At 69.8% G+C, this 20,929-nt stretch carries 17 protein-coding genes; 10 read left to right on the top strand and 7 right to left on the bottom strand.

What is annotated here, in order from left to right; all coding sequences use genetic code 11:
* Nucleotides 1-3: 3 nt before the first annotated feature.
* From JOF29_RS02830 to JOF29_RS02800, 7 genes are all read left to right on the top strand, one after another.
* Nucleotides 4-1,002 (top strand): hypothetical protein, encoded by a 999-nt coding sequence (locus JOF29_RS02830; RefSeq protein WP_209692665.1) that lies wholly within the window; start codon nucleotides 4-6, stop codon nucleotides 1,000-1,002.
* Entirely contained in the window at nucleotides 980-2,185 is a 1,206-nt protein-coding gene (locus JOF29_RS02825) for an MFS transporter (RefSeq protein ID WP_307863120.1), read from the top strand. The genes JOF29_RS02830 and JOF29_RS02825 overlap by 23 nt, the downstream gene beginning before the upstream one ends.
* Before the next feature lie 35 nt (nucleotides 2,186-2,220).
* Complete coding sequence (locus JOF29_RS02820) at nucleotides 2,221-3,468, top strand: DUF445 domain-containing protein (protein ID WP_209692664.1); 1,248 nt, start codon at nucleotides 2,221-2,223, stop codon at nucleotides 3,466-3,468.
* Between the two features lie 97 nt (nucleotides 3,469-3,565).
* A complete protein-coding gene (locus JOF29_RS02815; RefSeq protein ID WP_209692663.1) occupies nucleotides 3,566-4,216 on the top strand; it encodes a hypothetical protein in 651 nt (216 codons plus the stop codon).
* Nucleotide 4,217: 1 nt separating this feature from the next.
* Complete coding sequence (locus JOF29_RS02810; protein WP_209692662.1) at nucleotides 4,218-6,071, top strand: HAD family hydrolase; 1,854 nt, start codon at nucleotides 4,218-4,220, stop codon at nucleotides 6,069-6,071.
* 113 nt (nucleotides 6,072-6,184) lie between these two features.
* Nucleotides 6,185-6,733 (top strand): SigE family RNA polymerase sigma factor, encoded by a 549-nt coding sequence (locus JOF29_RS02805; RefSeq protein ID WP_307863119.1) that lies wholly within the window; start codon nucleotides 6,185-6,187, stop codon nucleotides 6,731-6,733.
* On the top strand, nucleotides 6,730-8,112 hold the full coding sequence (locus JOF29_RS02800) for a hypothetical protein (RefSeq protein WP_209692661.1): 1,383 nt from the start codon (nucleotides 6,730-6,732) through the stop codon (nucleotides 8,110-8,112). Before JOF29_RS02805 ends, JOF29_RS02800 begins: the two co-directional genes overlap by 4 nt.
* Here the strand turns inward: JOF29_RS02800 and JOF29_RS02795 are convergent.
* The gene (locus JOF29_RS02795) at nucleotides 8,109-8,861 is read right to left on the bottom strand and encodes a sugar phosphate isomerase/epimerase family protein (protein WP_209692660.1); all 753 of its coding nucleotides are present in this window, start codon (nucleotides 8,859-8,861) and stop codon (nucleotides 8,109-8,111) included. The genes JOF29_RS02800 and JOF29_RS02795 overlap by 4 nt on opposite strands.
* Nucleotides 8,862-8,970: 109 nt before the next feature.
* Here JOF29_RS02795 and rarD point away from each other — a divergent pair, with 109 nt between their 5' ends.
* The 3 genes from rarD to JOF29_RS45130 all read left to right on the top strand — a co-directional run bounded on the left by rarD (nucleotide 8,971) and on the right by JOF29_RS45130 (nucleotide 12,885).
* Nucleotides 8,971-9,888: an EamA family transporter RarD gene (gene rarD / locus JOF29_RS02790; protein WP_209692659.1), complete on the top strand. Its 918-nt coding sequence runs from the start codon at nucleotides 8,971-8,973 to the stop codon at nucleotides 9,886-9,888.
* A gap of 142 nt (nucleotides 9,889-10,030) precedes the next feature.
* Complete coding sequence (qcrB, locus tag JOF29_RS02785) at nucleotides 10,031-11,515, top strand: cytochrome bc1 complex cytochrome b subunit (protein WP_245357419.1); 1,485 nt, start codon at nucleotides 10,031-10,033, stop codon at nucleotides 11,513-11,515.
* Complete coding sequence (locus tag JOF29_RS45130; protein ID WP_307863118.1) at nucleotides 11,473-12,885, top strand: phospholipase D family protein; 1,413 nt, start codon at nucleotides 11,473-11,475, stop codon at nucleotides 12,883-12,885. The genes qcrB and JOF29_RS45130 overlap by 43 nt, the downstream gene beginning before the upstream one ends.
* On the opposite strand, the gene JOF29_RS02775 is transcribed toward JOF29_RS45130, so the two are convergent.
* From JOF29_RS02775 to nuoN, 6 genes are all read right to left on the bottom strand, one after another.
* On the bottom strand, nucleotides 12,882-14,114 hold the full coding sequence (locus tag JOF29_RS02775; protein ID WP_209692658.1) for an XdhC family protein: 1,233 nt from the start codon (nucleotides 14,112-14,114) through the stop codon (nucleotides 12,882-12,884). The two genes, JOF29_RS45130 and JOF29_RS02775, sit on opposite strands and share 4 nt — an antisense overlap.
* Nucleotides 14,107-14,589 carry a (2Fe-2S)-binding protein gene (locus JOF29_RS02770; protein ID WP_209692657.1) on the bottom strand — a complete coding sequence of 161 codons (483 nt, stop codon included), beginning with the start codon at nucleotides 14,587-14,589 and terminating at the stop codon, nucleotides 14,107-14,109. The genes JOF29_RS02775 and JOF29_RS02770 overlap by 8 nt, the downstream gene beginning before the upstream one ends.
* A 6-nt stretch (nucleotides 14,590-14,595) precedes the next feature.
* Nucleotides 14,596-16,938, bottom strand: a complete 2,343-nt coding sequence (locus JOF29_RS02765) for a molybdopterin cofactor-binding domain-containing protein (RefSeq protein WP_209692656.1) — start codon at nucleotides 16,936-16,938, stop codon at nucleotides 14,596-14,598.
* Between the two features lie 125 nt (nucleotides 16,939-17,063).
* Nucleotides 17,064-18,227 carry a PucR family transcriptional regulator gene (locus JOF29_RS02760; protein WP_209692655.1) on the bottom strand — a complete coding sequence of 388 codons (1,164 nt, stop codon included), beginning with the start codon at nucleotides 18,225-18,227 and terminating at the stop codon, nucleotides 17,064-17,066.
* Nucleotides 18,228-18,328: 101 nt separating this feature from the next.
* Nucleotides 18,329-19,321 carry a polyprenyl synthetase family protein gene (locus tag JOF29_RS02755; protein ID WP_372446326.1) on the bottom strand — a complete coding sequence of 331 codons (993 nt, stop codon included), beginning with the start codon at nucleotides 19,319-19,321 and terminating at the stop codon, nucleotides 18,329-18,331.
* Nucleotides 19,322-19,347: 26 nt separating this feature from the next.
* Nucleotides 19,348-20,928, bottom strand: a complete 1,581-nt coding sequence (gene nuoN, locus JOF29_RS02750) for an NADH-quinone oxidoreductase subunit NuoN (protein WP_209695933.1) — start codon at nucleotides 20,926-20,928, stop codon at nucleotides 19,348-19,350.
* Between the last annotated feature and the right edge of the window lies 1 nt (nucleotide 20,929).

Raw genomic sequence — 20,929 nt, 5'->3', positions numbered from 1 at the left:
ACCATGACGAACACGAACGTGGTGACCGCTCCCCGACGTAGCGGCGTGAAGCGCGCCCTGCCGGCTCTCGGCCTGTTCTTCCTGTCCCCGATGGTCGCCGAGTTCCTGCTCGGGAACATCCCGATCAGCGGCCTGTTCGCCCTGTTCGCCCTGGCCCCGCTGTACGGCGGCGGCGCGGTCCTGATCCGTGAGGTGGCCCGCCGCCGCGGCTGGGGCTATCCGAGCATCCTGATCCTCGCGCTCGCGTACGGCGTGATCGAGGAGGGCATCACCACCCAGTCGCTGTTCAACCCGAACTACGCCGGCCTCCGGCTCCTCGACCCCGGCCACATCTCGTTCCTCGGCATGGGCGCCCCGTGGACGGTGATGGTCCTCGGCCTGCACACCCTGTGGAGCATCACGGTCCCGATCGTCGTGATGGAGTCGCTGTCCCGCCGCCCGCGCGAACCGTGGCTCGGGAAGGTCGGCCTCAGCGTGTACGCCGTACTCTTCGTCGTCGGCGTGGTCGCGACCACCGCGTTCGGCTACACGAAGGACCCGTTCCGCGCCTCCGCCGGGCAGAACGTCGGCGTCGCGGTCGCGGTCGCCGTACTGATCGCCCTCGCGGTCCTGGTCGGCCGCCGCGGACCCCGGCGTACCACCGGATCCGTCCCGGCCGTGTGGATCGTCGGCGTCGTGGGACTGGTCGGCTCCAGCGGCTGGATGCTGGTCAACGACAACGTGACGAACGGCTGGCTGTGCGCGGCGATCTCGCTGCTGATCGACGTACTCGCGGTGCTGCTGTTCGTCACCTGGTCGCGGCGGACGAACTGGACCCGGATGCACACGCTGGCCGCCGCCGGGGGCGCGATGCTCACCTACGCGTGGCACGCGTTCCCGGAGAGCCCGACGTTCGGCGCCTCGATGACCGTCGACCTGATCGGCAACGGGGTGTTCGCCCTGCTCGCGGTGGTCCTGCTGATCTCTGCGACAATCAGGTGTGACAAGTTCGTTCGCTCCTGACAGCCGTACTGCGCGGCACGTCAACCTGGCGTTGTTCGCGCTCACGACCGGTGGTTTCGCGATCGGGACCACCGAGTTCGTCACGATGGGGCTGCTCCCGCAGATCGCGGACGGAGTACGGATCTCGATCCCGACCGCCGGCCATGTCGTCTCGGCGTACGCGCTGGGCGTCGTGGTCGGCGCTCCGGTGATCGCGGCACTCGGCGCGCGGACCGGCAGAAAACGGTTGCTGCTCGGGCTGATGGCGGTTTTCGTGGTCGGCAACGTGTTGTCGTCGGTTGCCTCGAGCTACGAGTTCCTGCTGGCCGCGCGATTCCTGTCCGGGCTGCCGCACGGGGCGTTCTTCGGGATCGGCGCCGTGGTCGGCGCGTCGATGGTCGCGCCCGAGCGGCGGGCGCGGGCGGTGTCGATGACGATGCTAGGACTCCCGGTCGCGAACATCGTCGGCGTACCGGTGACCACGCTGCTCGGCCAGCGGTACGGGTGGCAGGTGCCGTTCCTCGCGGTCGGCGTACTCGGGCTGCTGACGCTGGTCGCGGTCTGGTTCTGGATACCGCCGCAGCCGGTCGGGAGCGACGTGAACGTCCGCAGCGAGCTCAGCGCGCTGGCCCGGCCGCAGGTGTGGATGGCGCTGCTGGTCGGGATGGTCGGCTTCGGCGGGATGTTCGCGACGTACTCCTACATCACTCCGACGATGACGCAACTGGCCGGCTTCTCGGAGTCCGCGGTGCCGATCGTGCTCGGGGTGTACGGCGTCGGCATGACGGTCGGCACCGTACTCGGCGGGCGGCTGGCGGACCGGTCGCTGATGGGCAGCGTGTACGGCGGCCTGGTCGCGGTCGTCGTCGTACTCGGAACGTTCGGCTGGCTCGCGCAGACCCGGCCCGGCGCGCTGGTCGCCGTGTTCGCGATGGGCTGCTCGGCGAGCGTCCTGGTGCCGGCGCTGCAGACCCGCCTGATGGACGTCGCCCACGAGGGCCAGTCGCTGGCCGCGTCGCTGAACCACTCCACGCTGAACATCGCGAACGCGCTCGGCGCCTGGCTCGGCGGCGTCGTACTGACCGCCGGCTACGGCTACGAATGGCCCAGCCGCCTCGGCGCCGGCCTCGCACTGGCCGGCCTGGTCCTGGCCGTCGTCTCGGGCCTGATGGAACGCCGAGGGGCGAATCAGGTACTTGCCTGAGGGTTTCCTGACCGCGGACTTGGTTAGATCGGGGTATGGCGACCTTGACGTTGGGCGCCGCCGATCTGGTACGGCGGCGTGGGCTGCGGCGGATGCGTTCGGTGGCACTGGCTTTGCTGGTGCTGGCCGCGGCGGTCTACGTGGCGACACTGCACCGGACCGGCGGCTGGGCGTACCTGAACGCAGCGTCCGAGGCGGCGATGGTGGGTGCGCTGGCGGACTGGTTCGCGGTCACCGCGCTGTTCCGGCATCCGCTCGGGCTGCCGATCCCGCACACGGCGATCGTGCCGACCCGCAAGGACAGCCTGGCGGAAAGTCTCGAGCAGTTCGTGACGGAAAATTTCCTTTCCGAGGCAGTCGTTTCGGAAAAGATGCGGACGGCCGAGATCAGCCGCCGGGTCGGCGAGTGGCTTGCCGACGGCAACCATGCCGAGCGGATCGTCGCGGAGGGCGCGCGGACGATCGGCGCGGCGCTGCCGAAGCTCGGTGACGACGACGTGACCGCGTTCGTCCGCGGGTCGTTGCTGCCGCGGTTCGTGAAGGAGCCGCTGAGCCCGATCGCCGGGCACTTCGTGCAGTCGGTGGTGCAGGACGGTGCGCATCACGCGCTGTTCGACCTGCTGATGGTGGAGGCGTACGACTGGCTGGCCGACAACCGCGACCTGCTCGCGGACGTGGTCGGGCCGCGCGCGCCGCGGTGGTCACCGCAGTGGGTGGACCGGCTGGTGGTCGACCGGATCCACCGCGAGGCGCTGGCCTGGCTGGCCGACGTACGGGACACCCAGACGCACCCCGCCCGCCGGGCCATCGACCGGCTGCTCGGGCAGTTCGCGGAGGACCTGCAGCACGACCCGGAGACGATGGAGCGCTTCGAGGCGTGGAAGGCGCGGATGCTCACGCATCCGGACATGGGCAGCAGCCTGACCGCGGTCTGGGACGCGATGCGGACCGCGCTGATCGACTCGATCAACGACCCGGACAGCACGCTCCGGATCCGCGGCATCAAGGTCCTGCACGACCTCGGCCACCGCCTGCAGCACGACGAAACCCTCCGCGCCCAGGTCGACACCCGCGCCGCCGAGGCCGTCGGGTACGTCGTCCGCACCTACGGCACCGAGATCGTCTCGGTCATCTCCGACACCATCGAACGCTGGGACGGCCGCGAAGCCGCCGCCCGCATCGAACTCCACGTCGGCCGAGACCTCCAGTTCATCCGCATCAACGGCACCGTCGTCGGAGCCCTGGTCGGCCTCGTCATCTACACGGTGAGCCAGCTGATCTAGGGCCGGAAACTTTCCGTCACCGGCTGTTCACCTTCGTGAGCCCCGGGGCCGGGATGATGTTGGCACTGTCCACCGACGACCGGCTGCGGGGTTGACGATGAAGGGCTTCACGCGCCCGAACCTGCTGGATGCGTTCACGCGGATCTGCGCCCTGGCCGACGGCCAGCACGGTCTGTTCGCGATCGCCCAGCTGCGCGGCGAGGTGGCCGACCAGGTCCTCGCCCAGCTGCGGGACGCCGAGATCGTGGAGCCCGTCATCGACGGCGTACTCCGGGTCCGCGCCGGCGCGACGCACCCGCACCAGACGCTGTACGCGACCTGGCTGCTCGCCGAGGCCGCGCCGGCCTGGGAGCGGTCGCTGACCACGCTCGTCGTCTCGCACCAGACGGCGGCCCAGCTGTACGGGGCCGGCACCGCGAGCGGCTCCGGCATCGAGTTCTCCGGCCGGGCCAGGAACACGTTTTCGGAAAACGTGACGGTGTATCCGCGGTCGGTGCCGGAGGAGCAGTGCAACGTCGTCGAGGGTCTCCCCGTCACCGGCCCGGCCCGGACGCTTGCGGACCTCGCCGACGGGCAGGGCTTCGACCTGTCCGACCTCGGACGGCTGGCCCGCTCGTTCATCAGCCAGGGCTGGACGACGGCCGATGAGCTCGGCGCGGAGCTGACCGAACAGTTCGCCGACCGCGAACCGGCGTACGACGGCCCGGCCTGGCTCGAGTCGGCGCTCGCCGCGGCAGCAAGAGGCTGACATGTACGCCGGCCACCTGGACCTGAAGCGGTTCCGCGGCTCGTACCCCAGCTGGGCTCGGTTGATGGCCCGGCTGCACCAGATCAGCACCCCGCGGTTCACCGCCGACCGCGGGAAGCGCCAGCTCGCCGGCGCCGACTTCCTGAGCCAGCTGAACCACGGCACCGACGCATACGAGAAGACCGGCTCGGACGCCCTCCCCGGGTACGCCGAGGCCTGGTCCGGTACGTCGGAGACCGGCCTCGACCCGGTGTACGAGATGGCGCGGACCGCCAACGACCTCGACATCTACAACGGCGCGCTCGACGACCTGACCGACCGGCAGTACCTGGACCGGATCCGCGCGGACATCCTCGCGGTCGCCCCGATGCGGCAGAACCCGGTCGACGGCGCCGCCGGTCTCGGCGGGCTGGTCCGCTACACGACCCGGAGCATCGAGATCGCCGGCAACGGGCATGCCGTCTTCACGATCGACGTACAGCCGGTCGACGACAGCCGCGGACCGCTCGGCGTCCGGGCCGACGGAGACCTGTTCTCGATCGAGGTCGACGTCAAGATGCCGACGATGATCCAGCGGACGAGCGAGTCCGAACGCGCCCGGCGGTCGATCGTCGGCGCCCAGCTCGACGGTGTGCAGCCGATCACGCCGCTGATGCGGCCGGTGGCGGACCTGGCCGCGGACAAGATGGCCGCGCTCGCGCTGCAGCCGGGGGTCGGCGACGGGATCGCGGCGCCACGGTTCAAGGACATCGCGGACCTGTACTACATCGCGCGGACCTGCCCGCTGGAGGGCGACGCGCTCCGCAAGGCGCTGGCGGAGAACTGGCACTGGCAGGAGGCAGGGCTCAGCGGGCCGCCGCGGCCGTACCGCTTCTACGGGCAGGCGCCGGCACCGGCGCACGAGACCGAGATCCTGTGGGAACACGGTTTCCGGCAGCTTCGCGGGCGGATTCCGCAGCTGCGGGAGTACCCGGAGTTCGCGACGATGGTCGAGACCATCGGCACGTTCCTGGACGGGGCCGCGGATCCGTCGAACGGGACGTGGGATCCGGTCCGCGGGCAGTGGCAGCAGAACGTGCGCAGCGAGGTCGCGTCCACGATGGATCACGCGCTTGCTCCGGTTCGTACGCCGGAGCAGGCGCACCAGCCGATGGTGCCGATGCAGAAGCACCTGATCGTCTTCGATGTCGATCAGACGATCAGTAAGTACGACACTCTGCACACGCTCGCCGAGCGGGCGGGGCGGTTGGCCGAGGTCGATGCGTGCCGGCACCCGGACTACGAGACGTCGATCCGGGCGAAGGTCGCCGAGTTGCGTGGGGTGGATGCGGCACTGGTGCGGGACGTCGCCGACACGATCGTGCTGAACGAGGGTGTCGAGGAGCTGATCCGCGATCTGAAGGCGGCCGGGCACGAGGTCGCGATCGCCAGCGGTGGGTTCGACGCGATCGTGGGTCCGTTGGCCGAGCGGCTCGGGGTCGAGCAGTACGCCGCCGGGCGGCTCGGGATCGAGGACGGGGTGCTGACCGGGGAGGTGAGCAACCTGGTGGACGCCGACGGGAAGGTCGAGTTCATCGAGAAGACCCGTGCCGAGCTCGGGATTCCGCGGGAGCGGACGATCGCGGTCGGGGATGGCAGCAACGACGTACCGATGCTGCAGAACGTCGGCTTCGGCGCGGGCTACGAGCCCGGGCAGGCGGCCGCCGGGGTGGCGCACACGATCATCCATGGCGACATGTCCCAACTGAAACGAGCCCTCCACCTCCCAGCCCCCAACCGCCCCACCCCGCCGGCCCGCCCGACCACCCCCACACCCCGCTTCCCACCCGCCCCCAACACCGCCCGCACCACCTGACCCCACCCGGCCCCCCCGCACCGCGTGACCACCCCAACGCGGGGGGAGGCGGTCTGAGGGTGGTTTGTGGGGGTGGGGCAACCATCTGGTGGGGTTGGTTGGTCCTGCAGGATGTGACGATTGATGACGGTGTGGTGGTGACGACGGGGGTGACCGCGGTGGCCGCCGACGAGCGGGCGACAGGGTTCGATGCGTTCGTCGCGGCGCGGTCGCAGGCTCTGGTGCGGACGGCGTACCTGCTGACCCGCGACCACGCGCTCGCCGAGGACCTCGTCCAGACGGCGCTCGCGAAGGCGTGGTTCCACTGGGCAAGGATCCGCGCGGACAACCCGGAGCCGTACGTCCGGCGGATCCTGGTCACGACGTACTCCTCCTGGTGGCGGCGCCGGTGGAACGGCGAGATCCCGACCGCGGACCTTCCCGAGGCCCCCGCCCCGCGCGCCGAGGACGGCCTGGACCTGTGGGACGCGATCGGCCGCCTCCCCCGCCGGCAACGCGCGGTCGTCGTGCTGCGCTTCTACGAAGACCTCACCGAGGCCGAGACCGCGCGCCTGATGGGCAGCAGCGTCGGCACCGTCAAGAGCCAGACCGCCAAGGCGCTGGCGAAACTCCGCCTCGATCCGGCCCTGAGTACGCCGGCAGACCAGGAGACCCCGCGATGAACCTCCAAGACCTCCGCGACGAGCTCCACGCCCGCGCCGCCGACTCCGACCGGCAGCAGTCCGACCTGCTGCCCGGCGTACAGCAGAAGATCCGCCGTACCAAGCAGCGCCGGATCGTCACCACCGCCGGCGCGGCCGCCGCCGCGATCGCGCTCGCGGTGACCGTCGTCCCCGGTGTGCTCAGCAACTCGGCTCCGGACCCGGCCCGGACACCGCCGTACACGCAGAACGGCTTCACGCTGCCTGGCGAGAAGGACGGGCAACCACTGGTGAAGGGCTGGACCGGCAAGGCCGGCGAGAGCCATGTCGAGTTCACCTGGACGCCGTCGGCGAAGGACGTCAAGTTTGTTGCCTACTGCAAGCAGGACGCCGAGGCGACGGTCTGGGTCCGGGTCAACGGCTTCGACGTGCACCACAACGACTGCACGGACAACGGCATCCCGATCAGCGACAGCCTGCGCGCCGACACCGGCCTCTGGGCCGATGCACCGATCGGCAAACCGGCCAAGGTCACGCTGGATCTTGTCGACCTGGGCGGGCGGCCGCTGAAGGACGTGAAGCAACAGCTGGGCGTCGGGATCTACAAGGACGCGTCGGGCAGCAAGCCGTCCGGGCCGGCGCGGCCGGACGACTACGGGAGCAACGGTCTGCGGTTCCGGCAGCAGGTTGGCCGGCAGACCCGGCTGGGCGCAGTGATCGGCGACCGCGGTCAGCGCCAGGTAGCGACCAGCTTCGTCCCGAAGAGCCGGTCGGTGGTTGTCCAGGTGATCGGAACTCAGGACGACTATGTGATGGGGTGGCAGGCCCTCCGGCCGGAGTACCGGGTGCAGGTGCGGTTCAGCGACGGGACCGTCGTGAACTGCTACACCGGGTACGGCGACGACCTGCAGCAGAACCTCAGCGAGCCGATGCAACTGACCGCACCACCCGGCTCCCCGGTCGCGGTGACCGCGCGCCTGGTCGACAAGGACGGCCGCGAGGTTCCGATGTCGCCGAGGGCGCGGATCGGGGTCGCGGTGTACGACGCCGGCCCGCAGATCACGCAGTACGGCGTCGACTTCAACCGGGAGATGGAGTCCGACGGTACCCGTTACCGGTTCGTCCGCTCGGTGGTGGCTCCCGCGACCGCCGGGAAGGTCCAGCTGACCACCCCGGTCGGTACGCCGTTCCTGTGGACGTTCGGCAGCGTGAACACCGGTCCGACGGTCTGGACCCGCTGGGACGGCCTAACCGCGCACCAGGACGGCCCGCGGTCCGGCGGGATGCACTGGACCACCGAGTCCGCCCAGACCGGGCCGAAGACCGTCGACTTCTACGTCAACGCCGGCAAACCGACCGGCGGCAAGCTGTTCATCGGCCTCTACGAGCCGATTCGTTAGACCCAGCTGTGCAGGTCCGCGGCGTCCCGGGTGAACTGCTCGGTCGAGTCGTCGGCGACGAACTCGAGCAGGGCGTTGATCTCGCGGGGCTCCGCGGCGAGGCGGTCCAGCACCGGGCGCCACAGGGACTCGCGGGCCGCGAGTGGCAGCCGGTTGTTGGACGGCCACCAGGAGAACACGTGCACCGTGCTCAGCCAGGGCATCAGCGACTCGAGCTGCTGCAGGCACTCCGCGTCGTCCAGGTCGACCGGGGGCTGCCAGTACGTCTTGAGGTTCTGCGCGCCGACGTCGAGCAGCAGCGTGATCGTCGAGTCCACCTCGTCGGTGAGCGTGTTCCGGTGGAACTCCATCGCGATCTCGATGCCCGCGCCGGCGGCCATGTCGGCGAGCTCGCCGAGTCCGCGGGTGACCGCCATCCGGTCGCCGACGCCCGCGTTCGCCGTACCGACGTTGCCGGCCCAGACCCGGATCAGGGGCGCGCCGAGCGCCTCCGCGGTGGCCACCGCGGACCGCATCTCCTCCCGGTCCACGTTGCCCGCCCGCAGGTACGAGCCGTACGCCGCCACCTGCAGCCCGTGCACCTCGGTGAGGTTCCGGACCCGCTTGGCGTTCACCAGATTGCCGAGCGGGACATGGACGTCACCGCCCCATTCGATCGCCTCGAGCCCGGACTCCGCCGCGACCTCGACCACCTGGTCGACGGCCAACTGGCGGAACGTCACCGAGACCAGACCGGTCCTCACACCCACGCGCGCCTCCTCGTCTGCACCCCTCTATCCAACCGCATCGGGCCAGCGTGTCTCACGTCATGAGCAAAGTAGTTGGATGCGACTGTCGCGCGGGCTTACGCTGAACGCCGTGCCCGAACAGCGAAAAGGCTTCACCTACGGATTCACCGCGTACCTGATCTGGGGCCTGTTCCCGCTGTACTGGAAGCTCCTCGACCACTCCGGCGCGATCGAACTGCTGGCCCACCGCATCCTCTGGTCGCTGGTCACGATCGTGATCCTCGTCTCGGTACTGCGGAAGTTCGCGCAGGTGAAGGCGCTCCTCGCGGAGCCGCGCCGGCGCTGGCCGTTGATCGCGGCGGCGTTCCTGATCTCGGTGAACTGGGGCACGTACATCTGGGGCGTCGGCAACGGCCACGTCGTGGAGACCTCGCTCGGGTACTTCATCACCCCGCTGTTCACCGTCCTGCTCGGCGTGTTCGTGCTGAAGGAACGCCTCCGCCCGGTGCAGTGGACCGCGCTCGGGATCGCGTTCGTCGCGGTCATCGGGTTGGCCATCGAGAACGGCCGCCCCCCGTGGGTGGCGATCATCCTGACCTTCTCCTTCGGGTGCTACGGCCTCGCGAAGAAGCAGGCCGGCGCCGGCGCGATCGAGGGTATGGCGATCGAGTCGGGCACCGTCGCACCACTCGCGGCGATAGCGATACTTGTCCTTGGGCTCCAGGGCCACACCACGGTCACCCACCACGGCACGGCGTACCTCGTGCTGGTCCTCCTGACCGGCCCGATCACCGCCGTACCGCTACTCCTCTTCGGCGCCGCGGCGACCAGGGTCTCGATGACCACACTCGGCCTGCTGAACTACATCGCACCGATCATGCAGTTCATCTGCGGCCTGGTGATCTTCCACGAACAGATGACCACGATGCGCTGGGCCGGCTTCGGCCTGGTCTGGGTGGCCCTCGTCCTCTTCACCTTCGACGGCATGCACACCCGCCGCCGCACCCTCGCCCTCGAACGAGCCGCGGTCACCGCCTCCGCAGTCTGAAGTGCGGTGGTTCTGCAGGCATACATAACCCACGAGATCCGGCCTTCCGCAGGCCGAGACTGGCACTTATGCGTGCATGGGCGTCCAGGGTGAGCTGCACCACGACGCGTCACAAACGTCGGGGCTGCGGTGTCGTACGGGTATGCAACGTCCTTGGGGCAATCTTCGAGCGCGGGTGTTTCCGGACCACTGGTCGTTGCTGTTCGGCCAGATCGCCTTCTACAGCTTCGTCATGCTCGTCGTCAGCGGCGTCGTGCTGACGGTGTACTACGAGCCGTCCGTGAGCCAGGTCGTGTACGACGGAACGTACGCCCCGCTGCGCGGCCTGCCGATGTCGCGAGCGCTGGACTCGACGCTGCGGCTGACGTTCGACGTCCGCGGTGGCCTGCTGGTGCGGCAGGTCCACCACTGGTCCACGCTGCTCATGGTCGCGGCGATCACGCTGCACCTGTTGCGCCTGTTCTTCAGCTCCGGCTTCCGGCGCCCGCGGCGGTTGAACTGGCTCGTCGTCTTCGGCCTGCTGGTCATCACGCTAGGCGCGTCTCTCACCGGTACGTCGCTTCCGGACGACGTCGCGTCCGGTACGAGTCTCGCAGTACTGGATGGTGTGCTGCAGGCGACGCCGTTCGTCGGATCCGCCTTGTCGTACGTGCTGTTCGGCGGCGAGTTCCCCGGTGATGTGATCTCGCGGTTCTACCCGCTGCACGTCATCGTGCTGCCCGTCGTACTGCTGCTGCTCTTCGCCGCCGGCGCGGTCCTCGCGCTGAAGCACGAGACTGCGCGGTTCGCCAACGGACAGACGAAGACGGCGAAGGTCGCGGCGGTGAAGGGCGTGGGCCTCTTCGCGTTCGTGGCCAGTGTCGCGATCGTGATGGGCGCGACCGCGACGATCAACCCGGTCTGGCTGTACGGCCCGGCCGACCCCGCAGCGGTCTCGGCCGGAGTAGGTCCGGCCTGGTACCTCGCGTTCCTGGACGGCTCGCTGCGACTCGCGCCGGGCTGGGAGGTCGTCTGGTGGGGGAAGACGATCAGCCTGGCAGTGCTGCTGCCGGTCGCGGTCTGCACGCTGTTCCTCGCGCTCGTCGCCGGCTGGCCGTTCATCGAGGAGCGGCTGACCGGTGACAAGAAGGACCATCACCTGCTCGAGCGGCCGCGCGACAACCCGATCCGGACCGGCATCGGCGTCGCCGGGATGACGTTCTACAGCGTGCTCTGGGCAGCCGCGGGCGCGGACACGATCGCCGTCCAGTTCCACCTCTCGATGAACACGCTCCTGCATGCGTTCCAGGTGCTGCTGGTCGTCGGCCCGCCCGCGGCGCTGTTCCTCACCCGCCGCATCTGCCTCGGACTGCAGCAGAGCGACGCCGACATCGCGCAACACGGCATCGAGACCGGCCGGATCGTCCGGCGCCCGGACGGCGGGTACGTCGAGATCCACCGCGCGAGTCATGAGGTGGGGTCGTTCGGGGCACTGGGAGTCGGTGACGCACGAGTGGTTCCTGACGGCGGCCCGAGCGCGGTAACCCGGCGACCGGCCTCGACTCCGACGGCGCCTGGACCGAGGGCAACCTGGTTCGGCCGCTCGTGCACGGTGCGACGTACTTCCAGCGGTTGTACGACGAACTGAGCGCCCTGCGGCCGGGTGACCACGTGTACTTCACCGACTGGCGCGGTGATCCGGACGAGGTCCTGTACGACGAGGGCCCGTCGATCGGCGACCTCCTCTGCGACCTCGCGCGATCGGGCGTCCAGGTCCGCGGGCTGCTGTGGCGCTCGCACTCCGACCACCTCAGCTTCAACTCGCAGGAGAACCAGCACTTCGGCACCGAACTGAACGAGGCCGGCGGTCAGGTCCTGCTGGACCAGCGGGTACGCCGACTGGCCTCGCACCACCAGAAACTGTTCGTTGTCCGGCACCGTGGCGCACCGGAAGGCGACGTCGCCTTCGTCGGCGGCATCGACCTGTGCCACGGGCGACGCGACGACGAACAGCACCGCGGCGATCCGCAGACCGCGCCGATGGACCCGCGGTACGGATCCCGGCCGCCGTGGCACGACGCGACGCTCGAGGTCCGCGGGCCCGTGGTCGGCGACCTGTTGCGCTGCTTCGTCGAGCGGTGGGACGACCCGCATCCGCTGGACCGCCGCACGCCGTACCGGATGATCGTGCAGCGACTCGCCCGGATGCCGCGGCACCCCGGAGACCTGCCGAAGGCCTTTCCCGATCCGCCACCGGCCGGGCCGCACGCCGTTCAGGTGCTACGGACCTACGCCCACAAGCATCCCGGGTTCCCGTTCGCGCCGCGTGGTGAGCACAGCGTGGCTCGGGCCTACCTGAAGGCGTTCGGCCGGGCGACGTCCTTGATCTATGTGGAGGACCAGTACCTCTGGTCGGATCCGGTGGCCGAAGGTCTCCGGGAAGCGCTGGAACGCTCGCCGTCGGTGCGGATCATCGCGGTGGTGCCGCGATACCCCGACCAGGACGGCCGGCTGAGCGGGCCACCGGCCCGGTATGCGCAACTGGAGGCCTTGCGGCGGCTGGAATCCGACCGGGTTGCCGTCTACGACCTCGAGAACGACGACGGCGTACCGATCTACCTGCACGCGAAGGTCTGCATCGTCGACGACCGCTGGACGGCCTGCGGATCGGGCAACCTCAACCGTAGGTCGTGGACCAGCGACAGCGAACTCACCTGCGCGATCGACTCCGCCGAGCTCGCCCGGTCACTTCGGTCACAACTCTGGTCCGAACACCTCGGTACGGCCGAGCTCGACCTGGACCCGGCGACCGGCTTCGACCAGTGGCGAACGACGGCCGCGGCGCTCGACCAGTGGTACGCCGATGGTTGCCGAGGGCCACGGCCTGCCGGACGCATCCGCCCGCACCGCCCGCAGCCCCTCAACCGCTTCCAGTCCCTCTGGGCCGGCTGGCTCTCCCACCACGTCTACGACCCTGACGGCCGCCCGCACGCAGCCCGCCGCCACAACACCTTCTAGCCGCACAGGATGCTGGCGTGGATCCGGCCGGTCGTCGTCGACAGCGGACGGGCGCTCGCGGCGCTGCGGCTCGCGATGATCTCCGCGGCGATCGAGATCGCGGTCTCCTCGGGCGTCCGGGCACCGAGATCCAGCCCGGTCGGCGACGACATCCGCGCCAGCTCGGCCTCGGTCACGCCCGCGGCCCGCAACCGGACCAACCGGTCCTCGTGGGTACGGCGCGATCCCATCGCCCCGATGTACCCCGCGTCCGTCCGCAACGCCAGCTCCAGCAGCGGTACGTCGAACTTCGGGTCATGCGTCAGCACGCACAACGCCGTACGGCTGTCGACCGAGTCCAGCACCCCCGCGAGGAACCGGTGCGGCCAGTCGACGACCACCTCGTCCGCCTCCGGGAACCGCGCCCGGGTCGCGAACACGCCGCGGGCGTCGCACACGGTCACGTGGTACCCGAGGAACTTCCCGACCCGCGCGACGGCCGCCGCGAAGTCGATCGCCCCGAACACGAACATCCGCGGCGGCGGCGTCACCGCCTGCACGAACACCGCGACCTCGGCCCGCCCGCATTCCCCGTGCACGCCGTACTCACGCATCGCGGCTGAACCACCGCCGAGCATCCCCCGCGCATCCTCCACCACCGCACCGTCCAACCCCGGATCCCCCAGACTGCCGACAACTCCAGCCCCGCCAAACCCAGCCCCGCCGAGCGAAGCGGCGCTGGGTGAAGCGGCGCTGGGTGAAGCGGCGCTGGGTGAAGCGGCGCTGGGTGAAGCGGCGCTGGGTGATGGGTCGCTGGGTGAAGGCCGGATGACGAGGCGGCGGCCGAGGTGCTCGCCGGCCGTGACCACGGTCGCGACCGCCACCGGCCGGCCCGCCTCGATCGCCTCAGCGACAGCGCCGAACTCGGCGAACGTCGCGCGATCCACCGGCTCCACCAGTACGTCGAGTACGCCGCCGCACGTCAGCCCGATGGCAAACACGTCGTCGTCGGAGATCCCGTACCGGCGTACCACCGGAACGCCCGTCCGGATGACCTCCTGCGCCACCGCGTAGACGTCGCCCTCGACGCACCCGCCGGACACACTGCCCACGACCACCCCGTCCGCGGACACCGCCATCGTCGCCCCGGGTTGCCGAGGCGCCGACCGGAAGGTGTCGATCACCGTCGCCAGAGCGAACCGCTCACCATCGGCGTACCAACCGCGAACGGCCGCGAGGACGTCACGCACCCATGTGCTCCGCGCCGGCCTTCACCGCTTCGCGGATCCGCGTGTACGTCCCACAGCGGCAGATGTTGCGCAGCTCGTCGAGGTCCGCGTCGGTCACCGTCCGGCCGGCCGCCTCCGCCTGCCTGACCTTCGCGACCGCCGCCATGATCTGCCCGGGCTGGCAGTACCCACACTGCGCCACGTCGTACTCCAGCCAGGCCTCCTGCATCGGGTGCAGGTCCTTGCCGACCGTCGCCGGCAGCCCCTCGATCGTGGTCACCTCGTCGGTCGGCTCGATGTCCTTCACCTGCACCGAGCACGGATTGAACGCCTTGCCGTTGATGTGCGACGTACACGCCTTGCACACCTCCAGCGCACAGCCGTACTTCGGTCCGGTGACGCCGAGCAGGTCGCGCAGCACCCACAGCAGCCGGACGTTGTCCTCGGCCTCGACGCTGATCTGCTTGCCGTTGAGCTTGAAAGTATGCGTAGGCATGATCCCTCAGAACGTGTGGTCGAGGCCGTCGGTCGGCGACTGCGGAGTGGACGGCTGCAGCGGCAGCGGCTCGAACCCGAGCTTGCCGTGGTTGATCGGGAAGTACGTCGGCAGCGTGCCGGTCGCCCGCGCATAGGCACAGGCGATCGCGGCGAAGGCAGGAGCAACCGACAGCTCGCCGGCACCGCTCGGGCTGTCGCTGGTGTTCGGCATGATCACCACCTGCACGTCCAGCGGCGAGTTCCACTCCCGGGTGTAGAAGTAGTTGTCCCAGCTGCCCTCGAGCGGGATGCCGTCCTTGATGTGCAGGCTGGACGTCAGCGCCAGCGCGATCGCGTCCTGCAGGCCGCCGAACATCTGCGCCTCCAGGCCCTTCGGGTTGATGCAGAACCCGGGGTCGACGACGATCACCGCCTTGGTCACCCGCGGCCCGGTCACCCCCTCGCCGGACACCGGCCGGTTCACCGTCTCCGGCCGGCAGTCGATCTCGACCAGCGTCGCGACCGCGGCCCGGTACTCCGAGTGCACGCCGACGCCCTGCGCCGTACCCTTCGGCATCGCCTTGCCCCAGTTGCCGACCTCGGCTGCCTTGTTCAGTACGGCGAGCAGCCGCTGGTCCTTGAGGAAGTTGCGGCGGAACCGGACCGGGTCCTGGCCCAGCTTCGCGGCCAGCTGGTCGACGACCAGCTCCTCGGCGCAGACCACGTTCGGCGAGTAGATGTTCCGCATGCTGCCGGTGTTGAACTTCAGCGGGACCTCGTTGAGCAACTGCGTCGTGACGCCGAAGTTGTACGGCGAGGACTGGCTGAGCTCGAAGATCGACTCCGCGAACGACAGGTTGCCGGCGATCGGGAGGTCGGCGGCAAAGGCCGTGAGCATCTCGCCGAGCCCGTGGCCGAAGTCCGTCTGCACGCTGGTATGCCGCTGCTCGTAGCTGAGCACGTTGCCGGCCAGGTAGTTCACCCGGACCCGCGACGTACACATCGGGTGCGTGCGGCCCTGCCGGAAGTTGTCGGTCCGCGACCAGGACAGCTTGACCGGTTTGCCCATCTTCTGCGAGATCTCCGCCGCCTCGGCCGCGACGTCGTGGAACAGGTGCCGGCCGAACGAGCCGCCGCCCTGGACGACGTGCACCTTGACCGCGTCGATCGGCATCCCGAGCTGCTTGGCGATGTCCTCCTGGGCCACGATCGGCACCTTCAGGCTGGACCAGATCTCGGCGCTGTCCGGGCGGACGTCGGCGATCGCGCAGTCCGGCTCCAGCGGGCTGTTGCTGGCGAAGGCGAACACGAACTCGGCGTCGATCGTCTTCGCCAGCAGCGGCGGCACGGCCATCGGCAGCTGCGCGGCCCGGAGCTTCTTCAGCACGGTCGCGTCGGACTCGTCGTCGACGGTGCCCGGTCCCCAGGTCGCGTCCACCTTCTGGATCGCGTCGATGCACTGCCCGAAGGTGTCCGCACGGATCGCCACACCGTGGGCGATACCAACGACATCGGTGACCCCCGGCAGCGCCCGCAACGCCGTGAGGTTGTTGACGCTGCGCAGCGTGCCGTTGATCGTCGGCGGCCGGGCCACCATCGTCGGCTTCGCGCCCGGTACGTGCAGGTCCATCGCGAACTGCTTGCGCCCGGTGACGATGTCGTGCGCATCGACCCGGTTGTGCGGCTTGCCCAGCACCTTGAAGTCCGCCTTCGACTTCAGCAGCGCGGTCACCTTCTGGGTCTTGGGGACAGCCGCCGCCTTGGCCAGCGAGCCGTACGTCGCCGTCAGACCGCTCGGACCGCTCAGCACCCCGGCAGCCGCCGTCACCTTGTCGGCTGCGACGCCCCACTGCAGCGCGGCGGCCTCGACCAGCCGCTGCCGGGCGATCGCCGCCGCGGTACGGACCGGGACGTACATGCTGCGCATCGAGTTCGAGCCGCCGGTCAACTGGTTCATCAGCAGCTCGGGACGAGCGTCCGCGAGACCGATCTCGACCTTCTCGATCGGCAGGTCCAGCTCCTCGGCGACGATCATCGCGAACGCGGTCGTGATGCCCTGCCCGACCTCGGCCCGCGGGACCGCGAAGTGCGCCGTACCGTCGGTGCGGAGCTCGACCGTGATCAGGCCGGACGTCGGCGCGGCCGCCAGGTTCTGCAGGTCGCCGAGGTCGAAGATGTCCTCCGGCTGCGGCAGCGACGGTACGGCGGCGTCGGCCGGACGCGGGTCGGAATCGTTGATCAGCCAGCTCACGCCGACCGCGAGCGTCGGCGCGGCGATCAGGTACCCGAGGACGCGCCGGCGCCCCAGCAGACCGGGTCCGCCCGCCTCCTCGCTTGGTGCGTCCAACGATCGGCGGTGTTCGGTCATCAGCGACCTCCGTGCTCGAGCAATGCTGGGAACGCAGTCTGGCACCGGCCGCGAGGCTGCGGGATGGCCGCAATGCCCAGGTTTTCGGCGCCTTCACTGTGCACAACGCACAGCCGGCCGTTCGGTCACGCAGGAAAGAGCCGAAAAGCCTTGAGAGCAAGGCCAAGCTCCAACTGGAAGCCGTCCTCGGTGATGTCACGGCCGGTGATCTGCTCGACCCTGTGCAGGCGGTTGATGACCGTGTTGCGGTGACAGTGCGCGAGCTCCGCCGTACGGCGAACCGAACCGGCGGACAGGACCCACTTGTCCAAAGTATCCAGTAACAGCTCGCGTTCCGGGGCCGAGGTGGATGCCAACGGCATCAGCCAGGCCCGGACCAGTTGGTCGGCCAGCTCCGGTGCGCTGAGCAGCAGCGCCTCGGGGAGGCGTTCGGGCAACGCCGCAACGTCGATCTGACCGGGCATCAGGGTACGGCGGGCCAGCATCGCCTGCCGGTACGCGACATCCACCTCCGCCAGACCTGCGACCACGCCGGACAGTCCTGCAGGCGCATCTACGAGCCGCCGCAGCAGCCGCAGTACCGCATCTGCGGGCTCGGTGCCTAGGGCAAGCAATCCGACGACGGTCTGCGGGCGGACCTGCCACGCGGACGGCACCCGGACACCGGCGAGCCTGCGCGCGAACGACGTCGTCGTACAGTCGTCGTCGACGAGGTTGTCGATCGCCACCACGACGTACGGGCCGTTCACCGGTACGTCGAGAACGCTGGCCGCGTCCTGCACGAACGCGCGGTTCGCCCGCCCCTGCAACAGGCCTTCCCAGAGCGTGGAGCGGCGTTGCTCGTCGGCGCGGACCAGGTACCGTTCGGCGGCGTGGTACGCGGTGGCCACCTGCGAGGACGTCCGGTCGACGACCTCCCAGACCTTCCCGGCCACGTCCAGCAGCACCTCGGACTCGGCGGTCCCCTGCGCCCGGGCCTCGTCGATCAGCGCCTCCCACACCAACCGCCCACCGAGCCGGAACGACTTCAGTACGTCGTCCAGCGGCATCCGCTGCTCCGCCCGCCGCCGCCCGGTCGCCTGCGCCGCGTCGAACCGGTCGTCGGCACCGGCAATCATCTGCACGACCCGTGCGACGTTGTCATGACACGACCGCCACAGATCCTGCCGCGGCACCGAGTCCAGCTCCAGGTACGCCGGATTCTGCGCGTAGATCGTCGCCACCAACTGATCCGTCAACGCCGGCAACCGCCCGAGCACACGCTGCGCCAACGACTCCACAGTCAGCACAGCCTGATCCACAGCCTTACCCATAGTCGGCACAGCATCGCACACAGTCCCCGCACCGCACAGGGCCAGGACCAGGTCCTGGCTGGATCACCGGACAGGACCTATACGGAGCGGGTGACTACCAGGTCGCAGAGGGCGTCGAGGGTGGCTCGGGCGGGGCCTTCGGGGAGGGTGCTGAGAAGTTTGCGGGCGTCGGCGGCGCGGCGGCGTACGTCGTCCTCGGCCTGGCGGAACGACGGGTGCGCGCGGAGCAGGTCCAGCGTCTCCGCGAGGCGGGCGTCGTCGGACAGGTCCGAGTCCAGCAGTTCGAGCAGCCGCGCGTCGGTCGGGTTCTCCGGATCGGCCTGGGCGCGGAAGATCAGCACCGGGAGCGTGGGTACGCCCTCACGCAGATCGGTGCCGGGAGTCTTGCCGGACTGGTCGGACTCGGAGGCGATGTCAAGGATGTCGTCGGCGAGCTGGAAGGCCATGCCGATCTCCTCGGCGAAGGTCTGCAGCGCCTGCTGGATCTCCTCCGAGGCGCCGGCGAACCGGGCCCCGAACAGTACCGACGTCGCGAACAGCGAACCGGTCTTGTCGGAGATCACCGACAGGTAGTGCTTGAGCGGGTCCTGGCCTTCGCCGACCCCCAGCGTCTCCCGGATCTGCCCCTCGACCAGCCGGCCGAAGGTCCGCGCCTGGATCCGGACCGCCTCGGGACCGAGGTCCGCGACCAGGTCGGAGGCCCGGGCGAACAGCCAGTCACCGGACAGGATCGCGATCGAGTTGTCCCAGCGGGCGTTCGCCGTCGCCGAACCACGGCGCAGCGCCGCCTCGTCCATCACGTCGTCGTGGTGCAGGGTCGCGACGTGTGTCAGCTCGACGACCGCCGCGGCCTTCACCACCTCGACCGCGGCCGGGTCCGGGCCGAACTCGGCCGCCATCAGCACCAGCAGCGGCCGGAACCGCTTGCCGCCGACGAACATGACGTTCTGGGCGGCGGCGGTGACGAACGGCGCCTCGGACTGGCTCGCGTCCCGCAGCACCTGCTCGACGGCCTCCAGCCCAGCGCGAACCCGGGACTCGAGGCCGGCATCGGCGAACTCGAGTCCCAGGCTCTCGGCCGGCAGCGGAGTCGGACTCAACGGATGAACTCACCAGCTCGGGCCGCCAGGTCGAGCACCGGTCCGGGAACCAGACCGAGCACCACCGTGGCGGCGAGACCCAGCGCCACCGCCGACGTGGTCTGCCAGCCCGGCAGCGCCACGTCCGGCGCGTCGGCCGGCAGGTCGGAGAAGAACATCAGCACGATCACGCGGATGTAGAAGAACGCGGCGACCAGGCTGGACAGTACTGCGACGACGACCAGCGGCCAGGCGCCACCGCTCCAGGCCGCGCTGAAGACCGCCCACTTGCCGGTGAAGCCCGCGGTCAGCGGAATACCGGCGAAGGACAGCAGGAAGAACGCGAAGATCCCGGCCAGCAGCGGCGACTTCTTGCCCAGGCCCGCCCAGCGGGACAGGTGCGTCGCCTCGCCGCCAGCGTCCCGGACCAGCGTGACGACCGCGAACGCGCCGATCGTCGGGAAGCCGTACGACACCAGGTAGAACAGCACCGCCTGGGTCGAGGTGATCCCGTTGTGCACGCCGCTGCCCGCCTGCGCGAGGCCGACGAACGCGGTCAGCAGGAAGCCCGCGTGCGCGATCGACGAGTACGCCAGCATCCGCTTCACGTCGGTCTGGGTGATCGCGACGATCGAACCGACCACCATGGTGAGGATCGCGATGATCCACATCATCGGCGCCCAGTCCCAGCGCGTGCCGCCGAGCGCGACGTAGAAGACCCGCATCAGGCCGACGAACGCGGCGATCTTGGTACAGGCCGCCATGAAGCCGGTGACCGGCGTCGGGGCGCCCTGGTACACGTCCGGGGTCCAGGAGTGGAACGGTACGCCGCCGACCTTGAACAGCAGGCCGACGCCGAGCAGACCGGTACCGGCCAGCAGGATCGTGTCGCCGCCGGTCTGGGTGCCGAGCGCGTCCGCGATCCCGCCGAGCGACATCGTGCCGGCGTACCCGTAGAGCAGCGCGATCCCGAACAGCAGGAACGCCGACGAGAACGCGCCGAGCAGGAAGTACTTCATCGCGGCTTCCTGCGAGATCAGCCGGCGACGGCGGGCCAGGCCGCAGAGCAGGTACAGCGGCAGCGAGAAGACCTCGAGCGCGACGAACAGGATCAGCAGGTCGTTCGACGCCGCGAACAGCATCATGCCGCCGACCGCGAACAGCGTCAGCGGGAAGATCTCGGTGTGCTCGACGCGGGCCGCCGTACCCTCCCGCTCGGCGTCCGAGCCCGGTACCGCGGCCGCCTGGCCGGCGAACGCCGACAGGCCGCCGTCGATCGACCGCTCGGCGAACAGCAGCACGCTGATCAGCGTCAGCGCCAGCAGGATGATCCAGGTGAACAGCGCCGGGCCGTCGATCGCGATCGCGCCCTCGGCGGCGATCAGTTCCTTGCCACGGTGCATCTCGAAGCCGGTCAGTACGCCGGCCGCGACCACGGCGACCACCGTGATCGACAGCTGCACCAGGTGCCGCAGCGGCCGCGGCAGGAACGCCTCGACCAGGACGCCGACGGCAGCCGCACCGAAGACGACGAACAGCGGAGCCAGTTCGCCGTACTCGATGGTCGGCTTCGTGAAGTCCGCCAGCGGCAGCAACATC

The organism is Kribbella aluminosa, assembly GCF_017876295.1.
In the GTDB taxonomy this organism is placed as follows: domain Bacteria; phylum Actinomycetota; class Actinomycetes; order Propionibacteriales; family Kribbellaceae; genus Kribbella; species Kribbella aluminosa.
Note: the sequence above shows the minus strand (reverse complement) of the source record. Positions and strands in the feature narration are given on the sequence as shown.